Here is a 19,739-nt window from a genome sequence, read left to right as displayed (position 1 = left end):
CCCTCCCCTATCTCTCGGGCGCGAGGAGGCGCGCATGCTGGCATTCGAGGACTTCACGCCGGGACGGGTCTTTCCGCTCGGGCCCTACGAGGTACGCCGCGACGAGGTCGTCGAGTTCGCGCGGCAGTTCGATCCGCAGCCGTTTCACCTCGACGAGGCCGCTGCCGAGGCCTCGCTCCTGGGCGGCCTGTCGGCGTCGGGCTGGCATACCTGCGCGATGATGATGCGCATGATGTGCGACAGCTTCGTCAACCGCTCCACCTCGCAGGGCTCGCCGGGCGTCGAAAGCGTGCGCTGGCTACGCCCCGTGCGGGCCGGTGACACGCTTCGGGGCGAAGCGGTGGTGCTGGAGGCACGAGCGTCCCGCTCGCGTCCCGGACTGGGCCTTTGCCGCCTGCGCAACACGCTTCTCGACGGGTCCGGCGAACGCGTTCTCGTAAGCGACTACGCGGTGATGCTTCTCATGCGGGGAGAGGCGGCATGACGGCCTTCGAGGACATCGAGACCGACCGCTGGCAGGATCTCGGCACGCATCGGTTCGAGGCCGCGGATATCGTCGAATTTGCCCGCCGCTACGACCCGCAGCCGTTTCACCTCGACGCCGAGGCGGCCAAGCGCAGCGTGCTCGGCGGTCTCTGCGCCTCCGGCTGGCATACCGCGGCGGTGTTCATGCGCCTCAACATCGACCATCAACAGCGCGAGGCAGCTCGTCTGTCGGCTGCCGGGCGTGCGGTTCCGGTGTTCGGTCCGTCGCCCGGCGTTGCGGACCTCAAGTGGACGAGCCCGGTACGGCCGGGCGACGTGGTTCGCTACCGCCAGCGCGTGACCGCCAAGCGCCGGAGCGCGTCTCGGCCCGGCTGGGGACTGCTGACAACCGAGGTCGAGGCCGTGCGCGAGCCCGATGGCGAGCGCGTCTTCTCGATGGGGGCGACGGTGATGGTGCGCACCGACGAGGCTTGAGGCCTATCGCGCTCAGGCGTGCTGCTCGACAGCCAGCGCCGTGCCGGGCTGGCCGTGATCCGCGACGGCGCGTGTGTTGCGCGCCAGGATCCGGTTCGTCGCCCGAACGCGGTTTCGCCCGGCGCGCTTCGCCTCGTAGAGCGCCTGGTCGGCGCTGCGGGCGAGTTCGTCCCACGTGTCCCCGGAATCGAGCGCCAAGGCGACGCCGAAGCTGGCGGTCAGGCGCAGCGCAGCAGCCTGTCCGGGTATCGATACGCTCAAGGCTTCGAACGCGGCGCGTAGCGTTTCCATGCGCGCCAGCACGTCTCTCGCTGCGTCTCCTGTCAGAACCAGAGCGAACTCCTCGCCGCCGTAGCGGGCGGCGACCTGGTCGGGCCCGGCCGCCTCTCGCAGAACCCGCCCGACGCTTCGCAGGACATGGTCGCCGGCCGCATGCCCGTGTCGGTCGTTGACCTGTTTGAAATGGTCGATGTCGACCAGAACGAAAGCGCGATCCGCGCCGGCCAGGCGGGCCGACAGAGCTTCGTAGAAGCCGCGGCGATTCAGGAGGCCGGTCAGCTCGTCGGTGCTGGCGAGGCACGCGAGCCGCTCCGACAGGGCCATGCGCTCGCGCTCCAGGAGCTCGCGCTCGTTGTCGCGTCGGCGCAGCGTCTCCAGGGCGCGGGAGAGATCGACCAGCTGGGGTACGTCTCCGGTATAGGGCTCGAAGCGCGTCGGATCGCGCTCGCGGATCGCCAGGATCTGGGCACGAAACGTCAGGAGGGGTCGGAATACCTGACGGTACGCGAAGGCGGTCAACCCGACCAGCGTCGCGACCACGAGGGCGCTGAGAGCAAGCGTCGCCGCCATGATCCAGAAGGCGTGAGACTGGTGCTCGGTCGCGTCGTCGACCATCTTGCGCAGGAACAGGTCGCGAAGGGTCGTGACCGGTCCGATCGTCGGCTCGTAGACGGCCCGCACGTCGTCCGCCGAAAGCGTCGCGTTGGGGCGCAGCGCCTGACGCTCGATGAGGCGCGTCAGGTAGGGGAAGCCGCGTCCGAAGTATTCGCCCCGGATGAGGTTCAGCTGCCGGTTCATCACCTCCTCGCCGCGATCGAGGACGAGTTGCGTGGAGCCGAGGTCCCAGAGCGCGAGGATGCGCTGCTGCGTGCGTTGCGCGGCGGCCAGGAGGTCGGGCCGCAGCACCTCCCGCTTGGCGAGCGTCGGCAGGACCTCGGAGGGGAGCCGCTGGGCGGCCTGCTCCAGCGAGGCGAGGAGCCGCACGAGGTTGACGTCGCCGGCGATCTGCGGGTCGGCCCGGACCACGCGGCGCGCCAGTCGCGCGACGGCCGGCTCGGCGGTCTCGCCGACCGCGATGAGTTCGCGGATCACCGACAGCTGCTCGCCGAGAATTCGCTTGTCGGGAGGCTGGCGGATCAGAAGGTCGATACGAGCCCGGTCGCTGGCGAGCTTCGCCAGCAGGAATTCGAAGTTGAACGGGAAGGTTTCGCCGACGGCGTCGCGCAGGCGCTCCACGGCCCAGTCGCTTCGGCCGCGTGCCAGGAGCATGCGCTGGTAGGAGGGATCGCTCACGCCCCCGCCGGCCAGGGCCGCCTCGCTCGGCGCCCGCTCGGCGGCCAGCGCCGTGAACGCGTTGAAGGCGACCGCGAAGTCGCGGAGGCGATGGAGGCTGTCGTCCGCCACCCGGCTCTGCCGCCAGGCCGCGATGAGCGCCGTGCCGCTCAGCACGAGCATCGCGACCACCAGGATGGCGGCACCCATGCGAAACAGGAGCAGGGCGTTGGGTCGGCGCATGGCGGTCCGTGGCGGATCAGGACCTCGATGATGCCGAGCAACGCGTGAAGAAAAGGTTCGTCTCCGACACGCGTCCGCCCGGAACGAAAAAGAGGCCCGGAGGGCCTCTTTTCGGTGTGCGTCTTCGGGCGGACGGATCCGCGGTCAGTGCGGCGTCGAGGCCCAGACCCGGTTCTTGACGAGGTAGAGCATGATCGCGAAGCCGATCAGGAAGATCATGACCACGAAGCCGGTCGCCTTGCGCTCCACGAGATGCGGCTCGGCGGTCCACATCAGGAAGGCGGTGACGTCGCGCGAGTACTGCTCCACCGTGGTCGGCGCGCCGTCGTCGTAGCTGACGGCCCCTTCCGAAAGCGGCGCAGGCATGGCGAGCGCGGGACCCGAGATGAAGTGCGGATTGTAGTAGGTGCCCGGCTGGACCGTGACGTTCTCGGGCACGGGCTCGCCGTAGCCGGTGAGAAGGGCGTGGATGTAGTCCGGCCCCGCCTCGGCATATTGCGTGAAGATATCGAACACGAAGTTCGGGAAGCCGCGCTCGACGGCCCGCGCCTTGGCGATCAGCGACAGGTCCGGCGGATGGGCCCCGCCGAGCGCCGCCGCGGCCGCTTCCGGGTTCGGATAGGGCGAGGGCAGGCGATCGGACGGGATGCCCGGACGCTGGAAGCTCTCGCCCTGCGCGTTCGGCGCGGGATCGGTGATCTGGTATTCGGCGGCCAGCGCCCGGACCTGGTCCTCGCTGTAGCCAAGCGCCTCGAGGTTGCGGAACGAGACGAGGTTCATCGAGTGGCAGGTCGAGCAGACCTCCTTGTAGACCTTCAGGCCGCGCTGCAGCTGCCCGAGGTCCCAGTGGCCGAACGGACCGGCGAAGCTCCAGTCGACATAGGCCGGCTTCTTGAGCGGATAGTGCGGCGTCGCGTGCTCGCCGCCATGCTCGGAAGCGCCGCCGACCGCCGCTTCCGCACCCTTGGCGCTTTCGGGTGCCGAGCCGGGCGCCGCGCCCTCGATGGGAGCGGGCGAGATGCCGGCCTCCGCGGCGCTGGGTGCGGCCTCTCCCTGCGCGAAGGCGGGAGCCGACAGGCCGGCGAGCACGACGCCCGCCGCCAGAAGGGCCGAATGAAGACGGTTCATGATGGGGTCCTTGCGGGTCTTCATCAGCCTTTGGTTTCCGGTGAGGCCGCCGCTCCGGCGGGCAGGCCATGCGCCGCGCCGTGCTTCTTGAGCACCGCCTCGGTGATCGAGTTCGGCAGCTTGCGCGGCGTCTCGATGAGGCCGAGCACCGGCAGAACGATCAGGAAGTGGGCGAAGTAGTAGATCGTGCCGATCAGCGACAGCGTCGGGTAGATGCCTTCCGCCGGACGCGAGCCGAGCCAGCCGAGCACAACGGCGTTCACCGCGAAGATCCAGAAGAAGATCTTGTAGATCGGACGGTAGTTCGTCGAGCGCACGCGGCTGGTGTCGAGCCAGGGCAGGAAGAACAGGATGATGATCGAGCCGAACATCACCAGGACGCCGCCGAGCTTCGAATCGATCGGACCGATGTTGAAGGTGATCGCGCGCAGCATCGCGTAGAAGGGCAGGAAGTACCATTCCGGGACGATGTGGGCCGGCGTCTGCAGCGGGTTGGCCGGAATGTAGTTGTCCGGATGGCCGAGGTAGTTCGGCAGGTAGAAGACGAAGTACGAGAACAGCGCCAGGAACACCACCATGGCGAAGCCGTCCTTGATGGTGGCATGCGGCGTGAACGGCACGGTGTCCTTGGACGACTTGATCTCGACGCCCGTCGGGTTGGTCTGACCCGTCACGTGCAGCGCCCAGATATGGAGGATCACGACGCCCGCGATCATGAAGGGCAGGAGGTAGTGCAGCGAGAAGAAGCGGTTGAGCGTCGCGTTGTCGACGGCGAAGCCGCCGAGCAGCAGCGTCTGGATCGCCTGGCCGACGCCGGGGAAGGCGGTAAAGAAGCCGGTGATCACGGTCGCGCCCCAGAAGGACATCTGGCCCCAGGGCAGGACGTAGCCCATGAAGGCGGTCGCCATCATGAGAAGGAAGATGATGACGCCCAGGATCCACAGGACCTCGCGCGGCGCCTTGTAGGAGCCGTAGTACAGGCCGCGGAAGATGTGGAGGTAGACGGCGATAAAGAAGAACGAGGCGCCGTTGGCGTGCATGTAGCGCAGGAGCCAGCCCCAGTTCACGTCGCGCATGATCTGCTCGACCGACTGGAAGGCGAGGCCCGAATTGGCCGCGTAGTGCATGGCGAGCACGACGCCGGTCAGGATCTGCGCCGCGAGGAACAGCGCGAGGATGCCGCCGAACGTGTAGGCGTAGTTCAGGTTGCGCGGCACCGGGAAGGCGACGAACGAATCGTAGAGGAGGCGCGGCAGGGGCAGGCGCGCGTCCAGCCAGCGCATGATGCCGGGCGACGGGACGTAGGAGGAATGACCGCTCATGGGTTGAACTCCGTCAGCCGATTCGGATCGTGGTGGGGGTAGCGAAGGTGTAGAGCGGCACAGCCATGTTCTCGGGCGCCGGTCCCTGGCGGATGCGGCCGGCCGTGTCGTAGGCCGAGCCGTGGCAGGGGCAGTACCAGCCGTCGTAGTCGCCCGACTGGCCGAGCGGCACGCAGCCCAGATGCGTGCACACGCCGACCATCACGAGCCACTGCTCCTGGCCGGGCGCCGCGCGGTTCGCGTCGGTGGCCTGCGCGTCGGCGGGAAGGTTGGCGTTGCGCGCGACCGGGTCCTTGAGGGCGCCGAGATCGACGTTCTTGCCCTCCTCGACCTCCTGCGCCGTGCGGTGGCGGATGAAGATCGGCTTGCCGCGCCACTTGGCGGTGATCGACTGGCCTTCGGCGACCTGGCTGACGTCGACGTCGACCTGGGCGAGCGCCAGCGTCGCGGCGTCCGGGTTCATCTGGTCGATGAAGGGCCAGGCGAGCGCCGCCGCGCCCACGACGCCAGCCGCGCCCGTCGCGATGTAGAGAAAGTCGCGGCGGGTGGGTTCGGTGGTCTCTTCGACGGTCACGGGACTTGCTGCTCCATCCAGACGGCGGCCAAATGGGACGGGCCGCCGGTTCGGCCGGCTGGAGCGGACAGATGCGCGGGAAAACGCATCTGCGGCACCCCCTCGTCGCCGGGCTCGGTTTTCGAGCGGATTTCTTAGGCGCGGGCCTAGAACTTGTCCAGATCAGCCCTCCAACCGACGCCACTATGTCGCTTGTGCGGCGAACGGGTCACAAGCTTCGCAAGAGATCCGGAGCCGGAGCGGCCGGGTCGAGCATCATTCGGCGGCGCTGCGCTCCCCCTCCCCCTCGCCTTCCGCATCGATGAAGCCGCCGACCTGGCGGTGCCAGAGCCGGCTGTAGAGCCCCTGGCGCTCCAGAAGCTCGGCGTGGCTGCCCTCCTCCACGATGCGCCCCCGGTCGAGTACGACGAGCCGGTCGAGCGCGGCGATCGTCGACAGGCGGTGGGCGACCGCGATCACGGTCTTGCCCTCCATCAGGCGGTAGAGGTTCTCCTGGATCGCCGCCTCGACCTCGGAATCGAGTGCCGAGGTCGCCTCGTCGAGCAGCAGGATCGGCGCGTCCTTCAGCATCACGCGGGCGATGGCGATACGCTGGCGCTGGCCGCCCGACAGCTTCACGCCGCGCTCGCCGACTTCCGCATCGAGCCCCTGCGCGCCCGACCGGTCCGCCAGCGCCTCGATGAAGCCGCGCGCCTCGGCCCGATCGATCGCACGGGCGAGATCCGCCTCGGACGCGTCGGGCCGGCCGTAGAGGATGTTCTCGCGAATCGTGCGGTGAAGCAGCGAGGTGTCCTGCGTGACGACGCCGATCTGACGGCGCAGCGAGCTTTGCGTGACGCCCGACACGTCCTGCCCGTCGATCGTGATGCGGCCGCCCTCGACGTCGTGGAAGCGCAGGAGAAGGTTGAGGAGCGTCGACTTGCCGGCGCCCGATCGCCCGACAAGGCCGATCTTCTCGCCGGGCCGGATCGTGAGCGTCACGCCGTCCACCACCGGGCCGGCGGCGCGGTTGGGCGCGGCCAGCGCGTAGGAGAAGCGCACGTCCTCGAACCGGATCTCGCCCTGCGCGACGCGAAGCTCCGCCGCGTTCGGCCGGTCGGCGAGAAGCACGGGCTGCGTGAAGCTCGCCATGCCGTCGCGGATCGTGCCGATGTTCTCGAAGAGCTCCGAGACCTCCCACATGATCCACTGGCTCATGCCGTTGAGGCGCAGGACGAGGCCGATGCCGAGCGCGACCGCGCCCACGCTCACCGCTTCCTGCGTCCAGAGCGCGATGCCGATCGCGCCGACGCTGAAGAGCAGCACCGAGTTCAGCGTGTAGAGGCCGGTGAAGAAGAGGTTGATGAGCCGGCCCTGGCCATAGACCGTGACGAGGAACTCGCGCATCGAGGCGCGCGCGTGGGTGGCCTCGCGCTGCGTGTGGGCGAAGAGCTTCACCGTGCCGATGTTCGCGTAGCTGTCGACGATGCGTCCGGTCATCAGCGCACGCGCATCGGCCTGGGCGGAGGCGACGCGCATGAGGCGGGGCACGAAGACGCGCAGCATGGTCACGTAGACGCCGAGCCAAGCGACGAACGGGATCACGAGGCGCCAGTCGGCCGCCGAGACCATGACCACGATGCCGGTGAAGTAGACCGCGACGTAGAGCATGACGCCGATCGACTTCATCACCGTCTCGCGCACCGCGAGCGCGGTCTGCATCAGCTTGGTGGCGATGCGCCCGGCGAACTCGTCCTGGAAGAAGCCGAGCGACTGGTCGAGAAGCCAGGTGTGGACGCTCCACCGGAAGCGCATCGGAAAGTTGGCGAAGATCGCCTGGAACGAGATCAGCGAGGCGAGAAAGGTGAGAACCGGCAACCCGACGAGGACGACCGCCGCGATCAGAGCCAGCCGCCCGGCCTCCTCCTGCAGGAAGGTCGCGCGGTCGGCCGCCGATAGCCAATCGACGATCTGGCCCAGAAACGCGAAGAGCGAGACCTCGGTGACCGACACGAGCACGGTCGCCACGGCGTAGAGCAGGAGCAGCGGCCAGACCGGCCGTGCGTAATGCCAGACGAACGGCCAGAGGCGACGCGGCGGCTGGGGCTGGCTGTCGGGGAACGGATCGACGAGCCGTTCAAAAAAGGAAAACATCGGCGGAGCCATCCGGCGGGTTCGGGCGACGGCCGGCGACGGGGCAGCAGACGCGAAAGGATCGGTCGTCCCTGTTATAGGACGAAGGCGCGCCGTTTCACGACGAACTGCCGCTTCCCATGCCGGCCTCTTCCCTCACCCACGAGCCTCTTCACCCATGAGCGTTTCGCCCGCCGATTTCTCGATCGTTCTCTACCAGCCCGACATCGCAGGCAATACCGGGACGATCCTACGCATGGGCGCCTGCCTCGGCATCGGGATCGAGATCATCGAGCCGGCCGGCTTTGACGCCAGCGACCGAAACCTGCGTCGTGCCGGCATGGACTACCTGGAACTCGCGCAACTCACGCGCCACGTCGACTTCGAGAGCTTCGAGCGCACGCGGCAATCGGCCGGGCGGCGCCTCGTGCTGCTCACGACGCGCGGCGACACGGCTCTCGGTGCGGCGCGCTTCCGGCCCGGCGACGCGATCCTGTTCGGCCGCGAGAGTGCGGGCGTGCCGGACCACGTCCACGATCGGGCGGACCTGCGCCTGCGCATCCCCATGCGGGAGGGCGCGCGCTCGCTGAACCTGGCCGTCAGCGCCGCGATCGCGGCCGGCGAGGCGTTGCGCCAGTTGCGCGCGGACTGGCGCGCGAGCGACGCCGGATAGCCGGATGCGGCAAAGACGGTGGACATCGGCCCTCGCGCACCGCTCGTAAGGCTGCCCGCGCTTTTCAAGCCCGCCCGCCGCTGCTACGCGCGTTAACAGGCAGGACGCAAAGCCTTGAGCCCTTTCGGGGGAGAAACGGGAGCGATGGAACGCCCACAACAGCCGCAGGGACTGCCCGAGAACCTCGACGAGAAGAAGGAACTCGCGCGCATCTGGTTCGAGGCGCTGCGCGACCGTCTTTGCGACGCCTTCGAGGCGCTGGAGGATGAGTTCGGCGACTCGGCGGTGCCCGCGGGTCGTTTCGAGCGCACGCCCTGGACGCGCGAAAGCGGTGGCGGCGGCACCATGGCGATGATGCGCGGCCGCGTCTTCGAGAAGGCGGGCATCCACGTCTCCACCGTGCACGGCGAACTGGCCGAGGACTTCGCCGCGCAGATCCCCGGTGCGGCCGGCGCGGACCGGTCCTTCTGGGCGTCCGGCGTGTCGTTGATCGCCCACCCGCTGAATCCCAACGTGCCCGCCGTCCACATGAACACGCGCATGGTGGTCACCACCGGGCAATGGTTCGGAGGAGGCGCCGATCTCACGCCGGTTCTCGATCGGCGGCGGACCGACGAGGATCCCGACACCCGGGCCTTCCATCGCGCGCTGCGGTTCGTGTGCGAGCGTCATGGCGCGGTGGCGGACTACGAGCGCTTCAAGACGTGGTGCGACGAGTACTTCTTCCTGCCGCACCGGAACGAGCCGCGCGGCGTCGGCGGCATCTTCTACGACTGGCTCCATTCGCCTGAGGAGCAGGGCGGCTGGGACGCGGACTTCGCCTTCACGAAGGACGTCGGCAAGGCCTTCCTCGTGGTCTACCCGCATCTCGTGCGGCAGAACGCCGGCCTGTCCTGGACCGACGCGGACCGCGAGGAACAACTCGTGCGACGCGGTCGCTACGTCGAGTACAATCTCCTCTACGACCGTGGCACGTTGTTCGGTCTCAAGACCGGGGGCAACGTCCACTCGATCCTGAGCTCCATGCCGCCGACCGTGCGCTGGCCCTGACCGGGCTCGCGCCGTTCATCGCTGCGTAACTTTTTCGTTGGGCGGCTCGGCAAAGCCCTGGCAGGGGCATGTGTCGCACCCACATCTCTCTTGTGCGGGACGACCCGTCTGCTAAGACTACGATCACACCAAAACACGGACGGAAACGTTTCGTGCGCCCTCCGGCCCCGCCGCCGGATGGCTCGTCGCTTCGCGCCGATCGGGCCGGGAGACGCAAGACGGCGGGCAGGCAGTGCAGTCGACCCATTTTCCGCGAGCGGGCCTGTCGGCCACGGCCGAGAGCTGCTGCGAGGCTACCAGGGAGGTTGTCATGTACGAGTTGAATTGCGCCGGCGTGATTCCGGGCTGCGACCGGGTGATCCGCGCCGAATCCGAGGCCGAAGTGATCCGCAGAGCCGTGATCCAGGCCAAGCAGCTGGGCGTCGAGACGATCACGCCGCGCATGATGGATGCCTTTCGCCATGGGCTCCACGTCACCCCGGACATGACCCGGCACTAAGCCGCGCCTCTCGATCCTTCGTTTTTGCGGGCCGCCCTTGAGCGGCCCGTCTCGTTTCAGCCGGCCGCCGGATCGAGGCGCGCCAGCAGCGCCTCGCGTCCGAGCGCGAAGCCGCTCTCGGCCCAGACGCGGCGCAGTTGATCGAGCTGACGCCCGAGTTCCGGCCCCGCCGCGATCCCCCGCGCCATCAGATCGTTGCCCGACACCGGAAACGGCGGCGGATCGAAGCGCTCGGCCTGCGCGAGGCGCGCGGCCGTGCGCGAAAGGCTTGCAAGCATCGCTGCATCGCCCTCCGCCTTGGGCCGCGCGAGCGCGAGCCGCAGCGCGAGACGGTCGGCCAGCGCCTGGCGGTCGCCAAACAGGAGGCGCGCCGCGAACGCGCCCTCGCTTTCCTCCTCGGCCGGTTCCTCGGCCTGGGCGAAGCGCACGAGCCGGTCGCGCTCCGTGTTGGAGAGCTTCAGGCGACGCGCGAGTTCCGTCAGGCGGACCGGATCGGGGGGGACGATCGCCTCCAGGCGCCGCAGCGGGTCGGCCGGCCAGCCGAGCGCGCCTTCCGCCTGCACCAGCGGATGGATCGCGTCGATGCCCCAGCGCTCGCTTTCCGGCAGAACCGCCGACAGGACGCCGCTCTGCCGCATCCAGAGCAGCGCGCGGGATGGGTCGGGAGCCGCCAGGAGCTTGCGAAGCTCGGCCCAGACCCGCTCCGCGCTCAAGGGTTCGAGGTCGCCCTTGGCGCGGGCCGAGGCGCGCAGGGCATCGGCGTCGGGCCGCCCCGAGCCGTACCAGGCGAAGAAACGAAAGAAGCGCAGGACCCGCAGGCGGTCCTCGGCGATGCGCTGCGTGGCATCGCCGATGAATCGCAGCGTGCCCGATGCGATGTCGGCGAGGCCGCCGACGAAGTCCAGCACCTCGCCGTCCGCATCGCAGTAGAGCGCGTTGATCGTGAAGTCGCGCCGCTCGGCATCGTGCTGCCAGGATCGGCCGAAGCGCACCACGGCGTGGCGTCCGTCGGTCTCGACGTCCTCGCGCAGCGTCGTCACCTCGTAGGGCCGGCCGTCCGGCGTGACGGCGGTCACCGTGCCGTGCTCGATGCCGGTCGGAACCGCGCGAAGGCCCGCCGCCTCGACGCGCCGCGCGGTCTCGTCCGGCGGGGTGGTGGTAGCGACGTCGACATCGGTGATGGCTCGCCCCATCAGCGTGTTGCGCACCGCGCCGCCCACCACGCGCGCCGCCTCGCCTTCGGCCGAGAGGGCGAGGAGAAGCCGCTGCAGCCACGGCTCGCGCAGCCAGTCCGCCTCGATGCGTGTCATTCGGGATAAAGCCTTTCAAAGAGCCCGCGCAGGATGCCGGCGGTCACGCCCCAGATGTGACGCTCCGCAAAGGGCATCACGTAGAAGTGGCGCATATGCCCGCGCCAGAACCGGCTGTCACGCCGGTGGTTGGCGGGATCCATCAGGAAGCGGAGCGGCACCTCGAAGATGTCGGCGACCTCGGTGTCGTTGAGGCGCGGCGTGAAGCCGGGATCGACCCGGCCCACCACGGGATGGATGCGAAAGCCCGACGTGGTCCGGTAGCGCGGCAGGACGCCCAGAAGATCGACCTCGGCGGATCGCAGGCCGATCTCCTCCCAGGCCTCGCGCAGCGCCGCCGCCGCCGGCCCCGCATCGTCCGGGTCGATGCCTCCGCCCGGAAAGCTGATCTGTCCCGCATGCTGGCGAAGGTTGGCCGCGCGCGTCGTGAGAAGCACCTGCAGCCCGGCCGGGCGATCGACGATCGGCACGAGCACGGCCGCCTCGCGGGGAACGGCGGCAAGCCAGCTTTCCGCGCCCTCCGGGTTCAATCGATGATCGCCGTCCTCGTGGTCGGCCGGCGGCAGCGCGTCGGCGAGCCGACGAACGCGTTCGCGCAGATCGTCGTCGTCCGCGGGATGCCCGGCTTCGCTCACGCCGGCTCCAGCGCAAACCAGCCGCCGCCCGACGCCAGACCCGCCCCCTCGCCGCGTTCCTCGACGAGTTCGGCCAGATCCAGCGCCAGGGCGCGCGTCAGTCGCGCCCACAGGCCGCCGCGAACCAGAAGGCGCGGACGAAACCCCATCGGCCCGTCCTCGAGCCGCAGGGGATGCTCCGGCCCGGCCTCCACCACGTCGCCGGCATTCGTGCGGAACACGAGACGGCGCTCCGCGGCCGTCCCCGCGACGCTCATCTCGACCGCGAGAAAGGGCAGGTCCACCACAGCAATCGCGAGACGCTCGCCCGGCGTGACGAGCGCGTAGGTCCCGTCCGCCTCGCGGCGCAGCACGGACGACAGGAGCGCAACCAGTTCGGGCCGCCGGATCTCGGCGCCCTCGTGGATCCAACGCCCGTCGGCTTCGATGCGAAGGTCCATCGTGCCGCAGGAGGGTGGGTTCCAGCGCTCCACCGGCGGCGCGTCGCGTCCCGCGCGAGCCGCGCGGGAGACGAGCGCCTCCAGCGACACGCCGGCGGGAGCGGGTGCGACCTCTTGCGGCATGGGCGAATCCCTTGGATGCGACGCGAGGGGCCGCAAGCGCCTTGGCGCCCGGCAGCCCCGGCCTTCCGTCTTATTTCGGCCAGTCTTGAGCGTCACGAAATAGTTGCGCCTCGTCCGCTTGCCAGGACGGCGGCGCCCCGATCCAATGAGCCCGTCCCGCTTCCCGAGGCTCCCGGCGCGTTGCGATCCCCTTCGCCCGCGCCCCCGAACCCCAAGGACAGACCCAAGAGATGACGACGCTCGCCCAGCCCCATGCCGCGCAGGACCCCGCCCACATGGTGGCCGAGGCGGAGCGCGCGCTCCACGACATCGCCGAGGCGCGCGCCATGGTCGGGCGCGTGATCTTCGGCCAGGAGAGCGTCGTGGAGCAGACGCTGGTCGCGATCCTGGCCGGGGGACACGCGCTCCTCGTCGGCGTGCCGGGCCTGGCCAAGACCAAGCTTGTGGAGACGCTCGGCACCGTTCTCGGCCTCGACGCGCGGCGCGTCCAGTTCACGCCCGACCTCATGCCCTCCGACATCGTGGGCACCGAGGTCATGGACCAGGACGCGACGGGGCGCCGCTCCTTCCGCTTCGTGCGCGGTCCCGTCTTCGCCCAGCTCCTGATGGCCGACGAGATCAACCGCGCGAGCCCGCGCACCCAGTCGGCGCTTCTCCAGTCGATGCAGGAGTACCACGTGACCGTAGCCGGCGAGCGGCACGACCTGCCTGCGCCCTTCCACGTGCTCGCCACCCAGAACCCCCTGGAGCAGGAGGGCACCTATCCCCTGCCCGAGGCGCAGCTTGACCGCTTCCTCCTCCAGGTCGACGTGCACTACCCCTCGCTCGACGCCGAGCGGCGCATCCTTCTCGCCACCACGGGCGTCGCGGAGGACCGCGCCACCGGCGTCGTCTCGGCCGAGCGCCTGCGCGAGATCCAGGCATTGGTGCGCCGCATGCCGGTTCCCGAGCGCGTGGTGGAGGCGATCCTGTCCCTCGTGCGCTCCGCCCGCCCCGGACATGGCTCCAAGGAGGCCGACGCGCATGTCGCCTGGGGCCCCGGCCCCCGTGCCTCCCAGGCCTTCATGACCTGCGTGCGTGCCCGCGCGCTCTACGAGGGACGCCTCGCCCCCTCGATCGACGACGTGCGCGCGCTGGCCGAACCGATCCTGCAGCATCGCATGGCGCTGAACTTCTCGGCCCGCGCCGAAGGCGTCGGCGTGCGCGACGTGGTGGCGGCGCTGGCGCGCGCGGCGGGCTGAGCGCGATGCCGGTCGGCGAGATCCAAACCGCCGAGGCGGGCGCCGGCGCGCTTCTGGACGCGCGCGGGCAGGCCGCCCTCCTGCCCGACCTCCTGGTCGAGGCGCGGCGCGTGGTCGCGACCGTCACCAGCGGCTGGCACGGTCGCCGCCGCCGGGGACCGGGCGAGAACTTCTGGCAGTTCCGCCCCTTCGTCGACGGCGAGGCGGTGAGCCGGATCGACTGGCGCCGCTCGGCGCGCGACGACAGCGTGTATCTGCGCGACCGCGAATGGGAGGCCGCCCAGACCGTCTGGCTCTGGGCCGACCCCTCGCCCTCCATGCTCTACCGTTCGCGCCAGGCGAGCGCCTCCAAGGAGGGTCGTGCGCTGGTGCTGGTCCTGGCGCTAGCCGAGCTTCTGGCGCGCTCGGGCGAGCGCATCGGCTATCCCGGCGTCATGGACCCGGTCTCGGCCCGCAACAGCGCCGAGCGCGTGGCAGCGAACCTCGCTTCCGCGCGCCCCGACGGCGGCTTTCCACCGACGGGCCGCATGCGCCGCTTCAGCGAGGCGGTGCTGGTGGGCGACTTTCTGGATCCGATGGAGGCGTTGACCGAGCGGATCGACGCGATGGCGGGCGCGGGCGTGCGCGGCCATCTCGTGCAGGTCTGCGACCCGGCCGAGCTCGCCTTTCCCTACCATGGCCGCACCGAATTTCGCGATCCCGAGTCCGGCGCGAAGCTCACGGCGGGCCGGGCCGAGGCTCTGCGTGAGGAGTACCAGCGCTTGTTCGACGCCCGCCGCCTGTTCCTGGCCGACCATTGCCGCCGGCTCGGCTGGAGCCACGTCTTCCACGTCACCGATCGGCCGGCCTCCGAACCCCTGATCGCGCTCCACGCCCGGCTCGGCGGCCTGCCCGCACAGGGCGGAGCCCGCGCCTGATGGGGGCCCTGTCCTTCGGCGCGCCGCTGGTGCTGGTCGGCCTTCTGGCGCTTCCGGCGATCTGGTGGCTCCTGCGCCTCACGCCGCCGCGCCCGCAGACCGAGGCCTTTCCGCCGCTGCGCATCCTGGAGCGCGTCCTGAAGCGCGAGGAGACGCCCGCGCGCTCGCCCTGGTGGCTGACCGTGCTGCGCCTTCTCCTGGCGCTTCTCGTGATCCTGGCGCTCGCCGCCCCGATCCTCAACCCGCGCGAGGACGCGCTGGCCGCCGGCGAGGGGCCGGTGGTGGTGATGCTCGACAACGGATGGGCCGGTGCCGAGCGCTTCGCGGAACGCCGCGAGGCGGCAGCCGGCCTCATCCGCGAGGCGGGCCAGCGCGGACGCCCCGTATCGCTCCTCCTCACCGCCGAAGGCGCCGACAACGACCCCGCGCCCGTGGAGGCCGCGACCGCGCTGGAGCGCCTCCAGGCGGCCGAACCGCGTCCCGTGCCGACGCGCCGCGAGGCGGCCGCGGAGCGCCTGGCCGCCCTGCCGGCCTTGGAGGGCGCGAGCCTCGCGCTCCTTACCGACGGGCTCGACACCAGCGACACCGCCGCCGCCACGGAGCGGTTGCGGTCCTTGAACCTGACGGGCGCCCTTCTCTACCGGGCCGGGCTGGAGAGCACCGTCGGATTGACCGCGGCCGCGAACGGCACGGAGGCGCTCACCGTCTCGGGCATCCGGCCGGAGGGTTCGGTTGCGGCCCCGCTCAGCGTACCCCTGCGCGCGCTCGACCGGCAGGAGCGCGAGATCGGCCGCGCGGATCTCGTCTTCGCCGCCGGATCCACCGCGGGCGAGGCGCGGTTCGCGGTTCCCGTGGAGTTGCGCAACGACATCGCGCGGATCGAGCGGGAGGGTCTGGGCAACGCGGCGGGCGTGCGGCTCGTCGACGACAGCTTCCGCCGCCGCAAGGTCGGGCTCGTGTCCGGCGAGGCGGCCGACATCGCGCAGCCGCTCCTGTCGCCGCTCTACTACATCACCCGCGCGCTCGAGCCCTATGCCGATCTCGCGCGCGCCCAGAGCGCGGACTTAGCCACCGCCATCCCGCAACTCGTCGCGGAGCGCCCGTCGATCATCGTGCTCGCCGATATCGGCGTCATGCCGGAGGCCGCGACCGAGGCGCTCGACACCTTTGTCGAGAACGGCGGCACGCTGGTGCGCTTTGCCGGCCCGCGCCTGGCCGCCTCGACGGCCGAAGACACGCTGGTGCCCGTTCGCCTGCGCGGCGGCGAACGGCAGCTCGGCGGCGCCCTCTCTTGGTCGGAGCCGCAGCGCCTCGCGCCCATGACGGCGGGAACGCCCTTTGCCGGCATCGCCGTGCCAGCCGACGTGACCGTGTCGCGCCAGATCCTCGCCGAGCCCTCGGCGGAGCTGGCCTCGCGCACATGGGCGAGCCTTGCCGACGGTACGCCGATCGTCACCGCCGCCGCGCGTGGCGCCGGCACGATCGTCCTCTTCCACACCACGGCCGAGGCGACCTGGTCGAACCTGCCGATCTCCGGTGCCTTCGTGGACATGCTTCGCCGCGTCGTGACCCTGTCGCGCGGCGGCGTCGGTGCCTCGGGCGATGCGCCCCAGACCCTACCCCCCTACCGCGTCATGGACGGCACGGGCCGGCTCGTCGCGCCCGGACCGGAGGTGCGTCCGATCGAGATCGCGGCCGGCGCGCCCGCGCCCGCCGCCAGCCTCGAGAACCCGCCCGGCCTCTACGGCACGGCGGACGGCTACAGCGCCCTGAACCTTCTGGCGTCGGATGCCGTGCTTCGTCCCCTCCCCCCGCTCGACCTCGGCGTCCCGCTCACGGAGCGGGCCTATGGCCTCGGCGACGCCACCGACCTCACGCCCTGGCTGTTTGCGGGCGCGATCCTCCTCTTCGCGCTCGACGCTCTGGCGCTTCTCTGGATGAACGGGGGCGCGGGCCGCCTCCGCGCGCGGCTGCGGCGCGGCGGCGCGGCCACCGCCCTGCCGACCGTCCTTCTGGCCGCGGTTCTCGTTCTTCACGCGGGCAGCGTCCTAGCGCAGGCTCCGCCCGCGCCCCCCACGGCTGCCGATCCGGGCGCGGCGACGCGGGGGCTGGAGGGCATCGACGCCGAGGCCGCGATCCGCGCGACCGAGACGACCCACCTCGCCTATGTCGAGACCGGCGAGGAGGCGACCGATCGCATCTCGCGCCAGGGTCTGTCGGGCCTGTCGCAGTACATCGCCTCGAAGACGGCGCTGGAGCCCGGCGAGCCGGCAGCGGTCGACATCGCGCGCGACGAGCTGTCCTTCTATCCCATCCTCTACTGGCCGGTTCACGCCTCGGCGCCCATGCCGAGCCCGGAGGCGATCAGCCGGGTCGATGCCTACATGAAGGGCGGCGGCACGGTGCTCTTCGACGTCGAGGGCGATGCGATGGGCGACCTCGCGGGCACCACGGTCTCGGCTGGCCAGCGACGCCTGCGCGACATTCTCGCCGATCTCGACATCCCGCCGCTCGAGCCCGTGCCGCGCGACCACGTGCTGACCAAGGCCTTCTACATCATGGACTCGTTTCCGGGCCGCCATTCCGGCTCGGACCTCTGGGTGGAGTCGCTGCAGCGGCAGGCCGACGCCGAGGCGCGGCCGGCCAGCGCGGGCGACGGCGTCTCATCGATCATGATCACGTCCAACGACTTCGCCTCGGCCTGGGCGGTGGACGATACCGGTCTCTTCGTCTTCCCGACCGATTCCGCCGACCCGTCGCAGCGCGAGTGGAGCTACCGGGCGGGCGTCAACATCGTGATGTACGTGCTCACCGGCAACTACAAGGCCGACCAGGTTCACGTGCCCGCCCTGCTGGAACGGCTGGGACAGTGAGGATCGCCCGATGACCTGGTCCGTGAGCTTCTCGCCCTTCTTTTCCTGGACCGTGATCGCGCTTCTCGCGGTTCCGGCGGTGCTGCTGGCGCTGGCTCTCGTGGTCTCGCGCCTGCGCGGCAGCCTGGTGCGCGTCGGCGCGATCTGCGCTCTCCTGCTGGCGCTTCTCAACCCCGTGGTGCTGCGCGAGGAGCGCGATCCGCTCAAAAGCGTCGTCGCGCTCGTCGTCGACCGCTCGCAGAGCCAGTCGATCGGCGACCGCACGGCGCAGACCGACGAGGCCGCCGAGGCGCTGCGCACGTCGCTGGCGGCGCACCCGGAGTTCGAGGTGCGCACCGTCGAGGCGCGCTCCGCCGGCGAGGGCGATGCGACCACCGCGCTGTTCGGTGCGCTCCAGGGCGCGCTGCGCGACGTCGCGCCGGCCCGGGTGGCGGGCGCCGTCATGGTCACCGACGGACAGGTGCACGACATTCCGGACAACGCCGCCGTGATCGGCTTCCAGGCGCCCGTCCACGCGCTCGTGACGGGCCGGGCGGACGAGTTCGACCGGCGGCTCGATGTCGTGACCGCGCCGCGCTTCGGCCTCGTGGACCAGCCGCAATCGCTGTCGTTCCGCGTCGTGGAGGAAGGTCCCCGCGCGTCCGCCAACCCGGTCGACGTGCAGGTCTTCCTGAACGGCGACCTGATCCAGCGCCTCCAGGCGGTGCCGGGGCGCGAGACCGCGATCTCGGTCACCCTGCCGCGCGCCGGCAAGAACATCGTGGAGATGGCGGCGGCCGTGGCGAACGGCGAGATCACGCCCGTCAACAACCGCGCCATCGCCGTCATCGACGGCATCCGCGAAAACCTGCGCGTGCTTCTTGTGTCGGGCGAGCCGCACGCGGGCGAGCGCACGTGGCGCAACCTCCTGAAGTCCGACGCGGCGGTGGATCTCGTCCATTTCACGATCCTGCGCCCGCCCGAGAAGCAGGACGGCACGCCGATCAACGAGCTGTCGCTGATCGCCTTTCCGACGCGCGAGCTCTTCGTCGAGAAGATCGACGACTTCGACCTCATCATCTTCGACCGCTACCAGCGGCGCGGCGTCCTGCCGACGCTCTACTACGACTACATCGCGCAATACGTGGAGAACGGCGGGGCGATGCTGATCGCGAGCGGACCGGAGTTCGCGGGGCCGGACTCGGTCGCCAACTCGCCGCTCGCCGCCGTTCTGCCCGCCATGCCGACCGGTGCGGTGGACCAGCGGGCCTTCCGCCCGACGCTCTCCGAGCTCGGCCGCAAGCACCCCGTCACGCGCGACCTGCCGGGTTCCAACGCCTCGCCGCCTGCCTGGAGCCCCTGGTTCCGATCGGTCGACATCGACAGCCCGCGCGGCGAGACCGTGATGACGGGCCCGGACGGCAAGCCGCTTCTCGTGCTCAACCGCGCCGGCGAGGGACGCGTCGCGCTGCTCCTGTCGGACCAGGGCTGGCTCTGGTCGCGCGGCTTCGAGGGCGGCGGCCCGCACGTGCCCCTGTTCCGCCGCCTGGCCCACTGGCTGATGAAGGAGCCTGAACTCGAGGAGGAAGCGCTCGACGCCGAAGGCGCGGACGGCCAGCTGACCGTCGTGCGCCGCACGATCGGCGACGATCCGGGGCCCGCGACCGTGGTGACGCCGACCGGGCGCGCCGTGCCCCTGGCCCTCGCGCAGGGCGAGCCCGGCGAATGGCGTGGCTCGCTAGCCGCCGACGAGCTCGGCCTTTATCAGGTTGCGAACGGCGAGCTGCGCGCGCTCGCCAATGTCGGCCCGGTGAACCCGCGCGAGTATCGCGAGGCGATCTCCACCACGACCAAGCTCGAACCGATCGCGGAAAGCACGGGCGGCTCGGTGCGGCGCCTTGCAACGGCGTCGGGAGGCCTGGAGCTCCCTCGCATCGTTCCGGTGGGCGCCCGCGCCGATGCCGAGGGCCGCGACTGGATCGGCCTTCGCACGACCGAGGAGACGGTTCTGCGGGGCGTCGACCGCACGCCGCTCTTCGCGGGCTTCCTAGGCCTTGCCGTCCTTCTGCTGGCGCTCTCGGCGACGTGGTACCGCGAGGGACGATGACG

17 protein-coding genes are annotated in these 19,739 nt (G+C 70.6%); 9 read left to right on the top strand and 8 right to left on the bottom strand.

Going from position 1 to position 19,739, the window contains the following annotated elements; all coding sequences use genetic code 11:
- The first annotated feature begins 34 nt into the window (after positions 1–34).
- Positions 35–484, top strand: a complete 450-nt coding sequence (locus BLQ76_RS05145) for a MaoC family dehydratase (protein ID WP_090669997.1) — start codon at positions 35–37, stop codon at positions 482–484.
- A complete protein-coding gene (locus tag BLQ76_RS05140; protein WP_090669994.1) occupies positions 481–960 on the top strand; it encodes a MaoC family dehydratase in 480 nt (159 codons plus the stop codon). The genes BLQ76_RS05145 and BLQ76_RS05140 overlap by 4 nt, the downstream gene beginning before the upstream one ends.
- A 12-nt stretch (positions 961–972) precedes the next feature.
- Here BLQ76_RS05140 and BLQ76_RS05135 read toward each other — a convergent pair whose 3' ends face one another.
- The 5 genes from BLQ76_RS05135 to BLQ76_RS05115 form a co-directional block, all read right to left on the bottom strand.
- Positions 973–2,754 carry a GGDEF domain-containing protein gene (locus BLQ76_RS05135; RefSeq protein ID WP_090669991.1) on the bottom strand — a complete coding sequence of 594 codons (1,782 nt, stop codon included), beginning with the start codon at positions 2,752–2,754 and terminating at the stop codon, positions 973–975.
- 144 nt (positions 2,755–2,898) lie between these two features.
- On the bottom strand, positions 2,899–3,882 hold the full coding sequence (locus tag BLQ76_RS05130; RefSeq protein WP_425285139.1) for a cytochrome c1: 984 nt from the start codon (positions 3,880–3,882) through the stop codon (positions 2,899–2,901).
- Between the two features lie 23 nt (positions 3,883–3,905).
- Positions 3,906–5,204, bottom strand: a complete 1,299-nt coding sequence (locus BLQ76_RS05125) for a cytochrome b (protein ID WP_090669988.1) — start codon at positions 5,202–5,204, stop codon at positions 3,906–3,908.
- A 13-nt stretch (positions 5,205–5,217) separates the two neighbouring features.
- Positions 5,218–5,778, bottom strand: coding sequence for a ubiquinol-cytochrome c reductase iron-sulfur subunit (gene petA / locus BLQ76_RS05120; protein WP_090669986.1), 561 nt, complete (start codon positions 5,776–5,778; stop codon positions 5,218–5,220).
- A 255-nt stretch (positions 5,779–6,033) separates the two neighbouring features.
- A complete protein-coding gene (locus BLQ76_RS05115; RefSeq protein ID WP_090671316.1) occupies positions 6,034–7,911 on the bottom strand; it encodes an ABC transporter ATP-binding protein in 1,878 nt (625 codons plus the stop codon).
- A 157-nt stretch (positions 7,912–8,068) separates the two neighbouring features.
- Between BLQ76_RS05115 and BLQ76_RS05110 the strand changes: the two genes are divergently transcribed.
- From BLQ76_RS05110 to BLQ76_RS05100, 3 genes are all read left to right on the top strand, one after another.
- The gene (locus BLQ76_RS05110; protein WP_090669983.1) at positions 8,069–8,563 is read left to right on the top strand and encodes a tRNA (cytidine(34)-2'-O)-methyltransferase; all 495 of its coding nucleotides are present in this window, start codon (positions 8,069–8,071) and stop codon (positions 8,561–8,563) included.
- 144 nt (positions 8,564–8,707) lie between these two features.
- The gene (gene hemF, locus BLQ76_RS05105; RefSeq protein WP_090669980.1) at positions 8,708–9,613 is read left to right on the top strand and encodes an oxygen-dependent coproporphyrinogen oxidase; all 906 of its coding nucleotides are present in this window, start codon (positions 8,708–8,710) and stop codon (positions 9,611–9,613) included.
- A 310-nt stretch (positions 9,614–9,923) separates the two neighbouring features.
- The gene (locus tag BLQ76_RS05100; RefSeq protein ID WP_090669978.1) at positions 9,924–10,112 is read left to right on the top strand and encodes a DUF1059 domain-containing protein; all 189 of its coding nucleotides are present in this window, start codon (positions 9,924–9,926) and stop codon (positions 10,110–10,112) included.
- Between the two features lie 56 nt (positions 10,113–10,168).
- Here the strand turns inward: BLQ76_RS05100 and BLQ76_RS05095 are convergent, their stop codons facing one another.
- From BLQ76_RS05095 to BLQ76_RS05085, 3 genes are read right to left on the bottom strand one after another with little or no spacing between them, the layout of a single operon-like run.
- Positions 10,169–11,422 carry a CCA tRNA nucleotidyltransferase gene (locus tag BLQ76_RS05095; RefSeq protein WP_090669973.1) on the bottom strand — a complete coding sequence of 418 codons (1,254 nt, stop codon included), beginning with the start codon at positions 11,420–11,422 and terminating at the stop codon, positions 10,169–10,171.
- A complete protein-coding gene (locus tag BLQ76_RS05090) occupies positions 11,419–12,057 on the bottom strand; it encodes a CoA pyrophosphatase (protein WP_170842482.1) in 639 nt (212 codons plus the stop codon). Before BLQ76_RS05090 ends, BLQ76_RS05095 begins: the two co-directional genes overlap by 4 nt.
- Positions 12,054–12,620: a DUF1285 domain-containing protein gene (locus BLQ76_RS05085; protein WP_170842481.1), complete on the bottom strand. Its 567-nt coding sequence runs from the start codon at positions 12,618–12,620 to the stop codon at positions 12,054–12,056. Before BLQ76_RS05085 ends, BLQ76_RS05090 begins: the two co-directional genes overlap by 4 nt.
- 230 nt (positions 12,621–12,850) lie before the next feature.
- Here BLQ76_RS05085 and BLQ76_RS05080 point away from each other — a divergent pair, with 230 nt between their 5' ends.
- From BLQ76_RS05080 to BLQ76_RS05065, 4 genes are read left to right on the top strand one after another with little or no spacing between them, the layout of a single operon-like run.
- Complete coding sequence (locus BLQ76_RS05080; RefSeq protein ID WP_170842480.1) at positions 12,851–13,861, top strand: AAA family ATPase; 1,011 nt, start codon at positions 12,851–12,853, stop codon at positions 13,859–13,861.
- A 5-nt stretch (positions 13,862–13,866) separates the two neighbouring features.
- A complete protein-coding gene (locus BLQ76_RS05075; RefSeq protein WP_090669970.1) occupies positions 13,867–14,778 on the top strand; it encodes a DUF58 domain-containing protein in 912 nt (303 codons plus the stop codon).
- Complete coding sequence (locus BLQ76_RS05070) at positions 14,778–17,651, top strand: DUF4159 domain-containing protein (protein WP_090669967.1); 2,874 nt, start codon at positions 14,778–14,780, stop codon at positions 17,649–17,651. Before BLQ76_RS05075 ends, BLQ76_RS05070 begins: the two co-directional genes overlap by 1 nt.
- A 10-nt stretch (positions 17,652–17,661) precedes the next feature.
- Positions 17,662–19,737 carry a hypothetical protein gene (locus tag BLQ76_RS05065; RefSeq protein WP_090669964.1) on the top strand — a complete coding sequence of 692 codons (2,076 nt, stop codon included), beginning with the start codon at positions 17,662–17,664 and terminating at the stop codon, positions 19,735–19,737.
- The last annotated feature ends 2 nt before the right edge of the window (positions 19,738–19,739 follow it).

This window comes from Aureimonas jatrophae (assembly GCF_900104035.1).
Classification (GTDB): Bacteria; Pseudomonadota; Alphaproteobacteria; order Rhizobiales; family Rhizobiaceae; genus Aureimonas; species Aureimonas jatrophae.
This window is presented reverse-complemented; position numbering and strand designations above follow the sequence as displayed.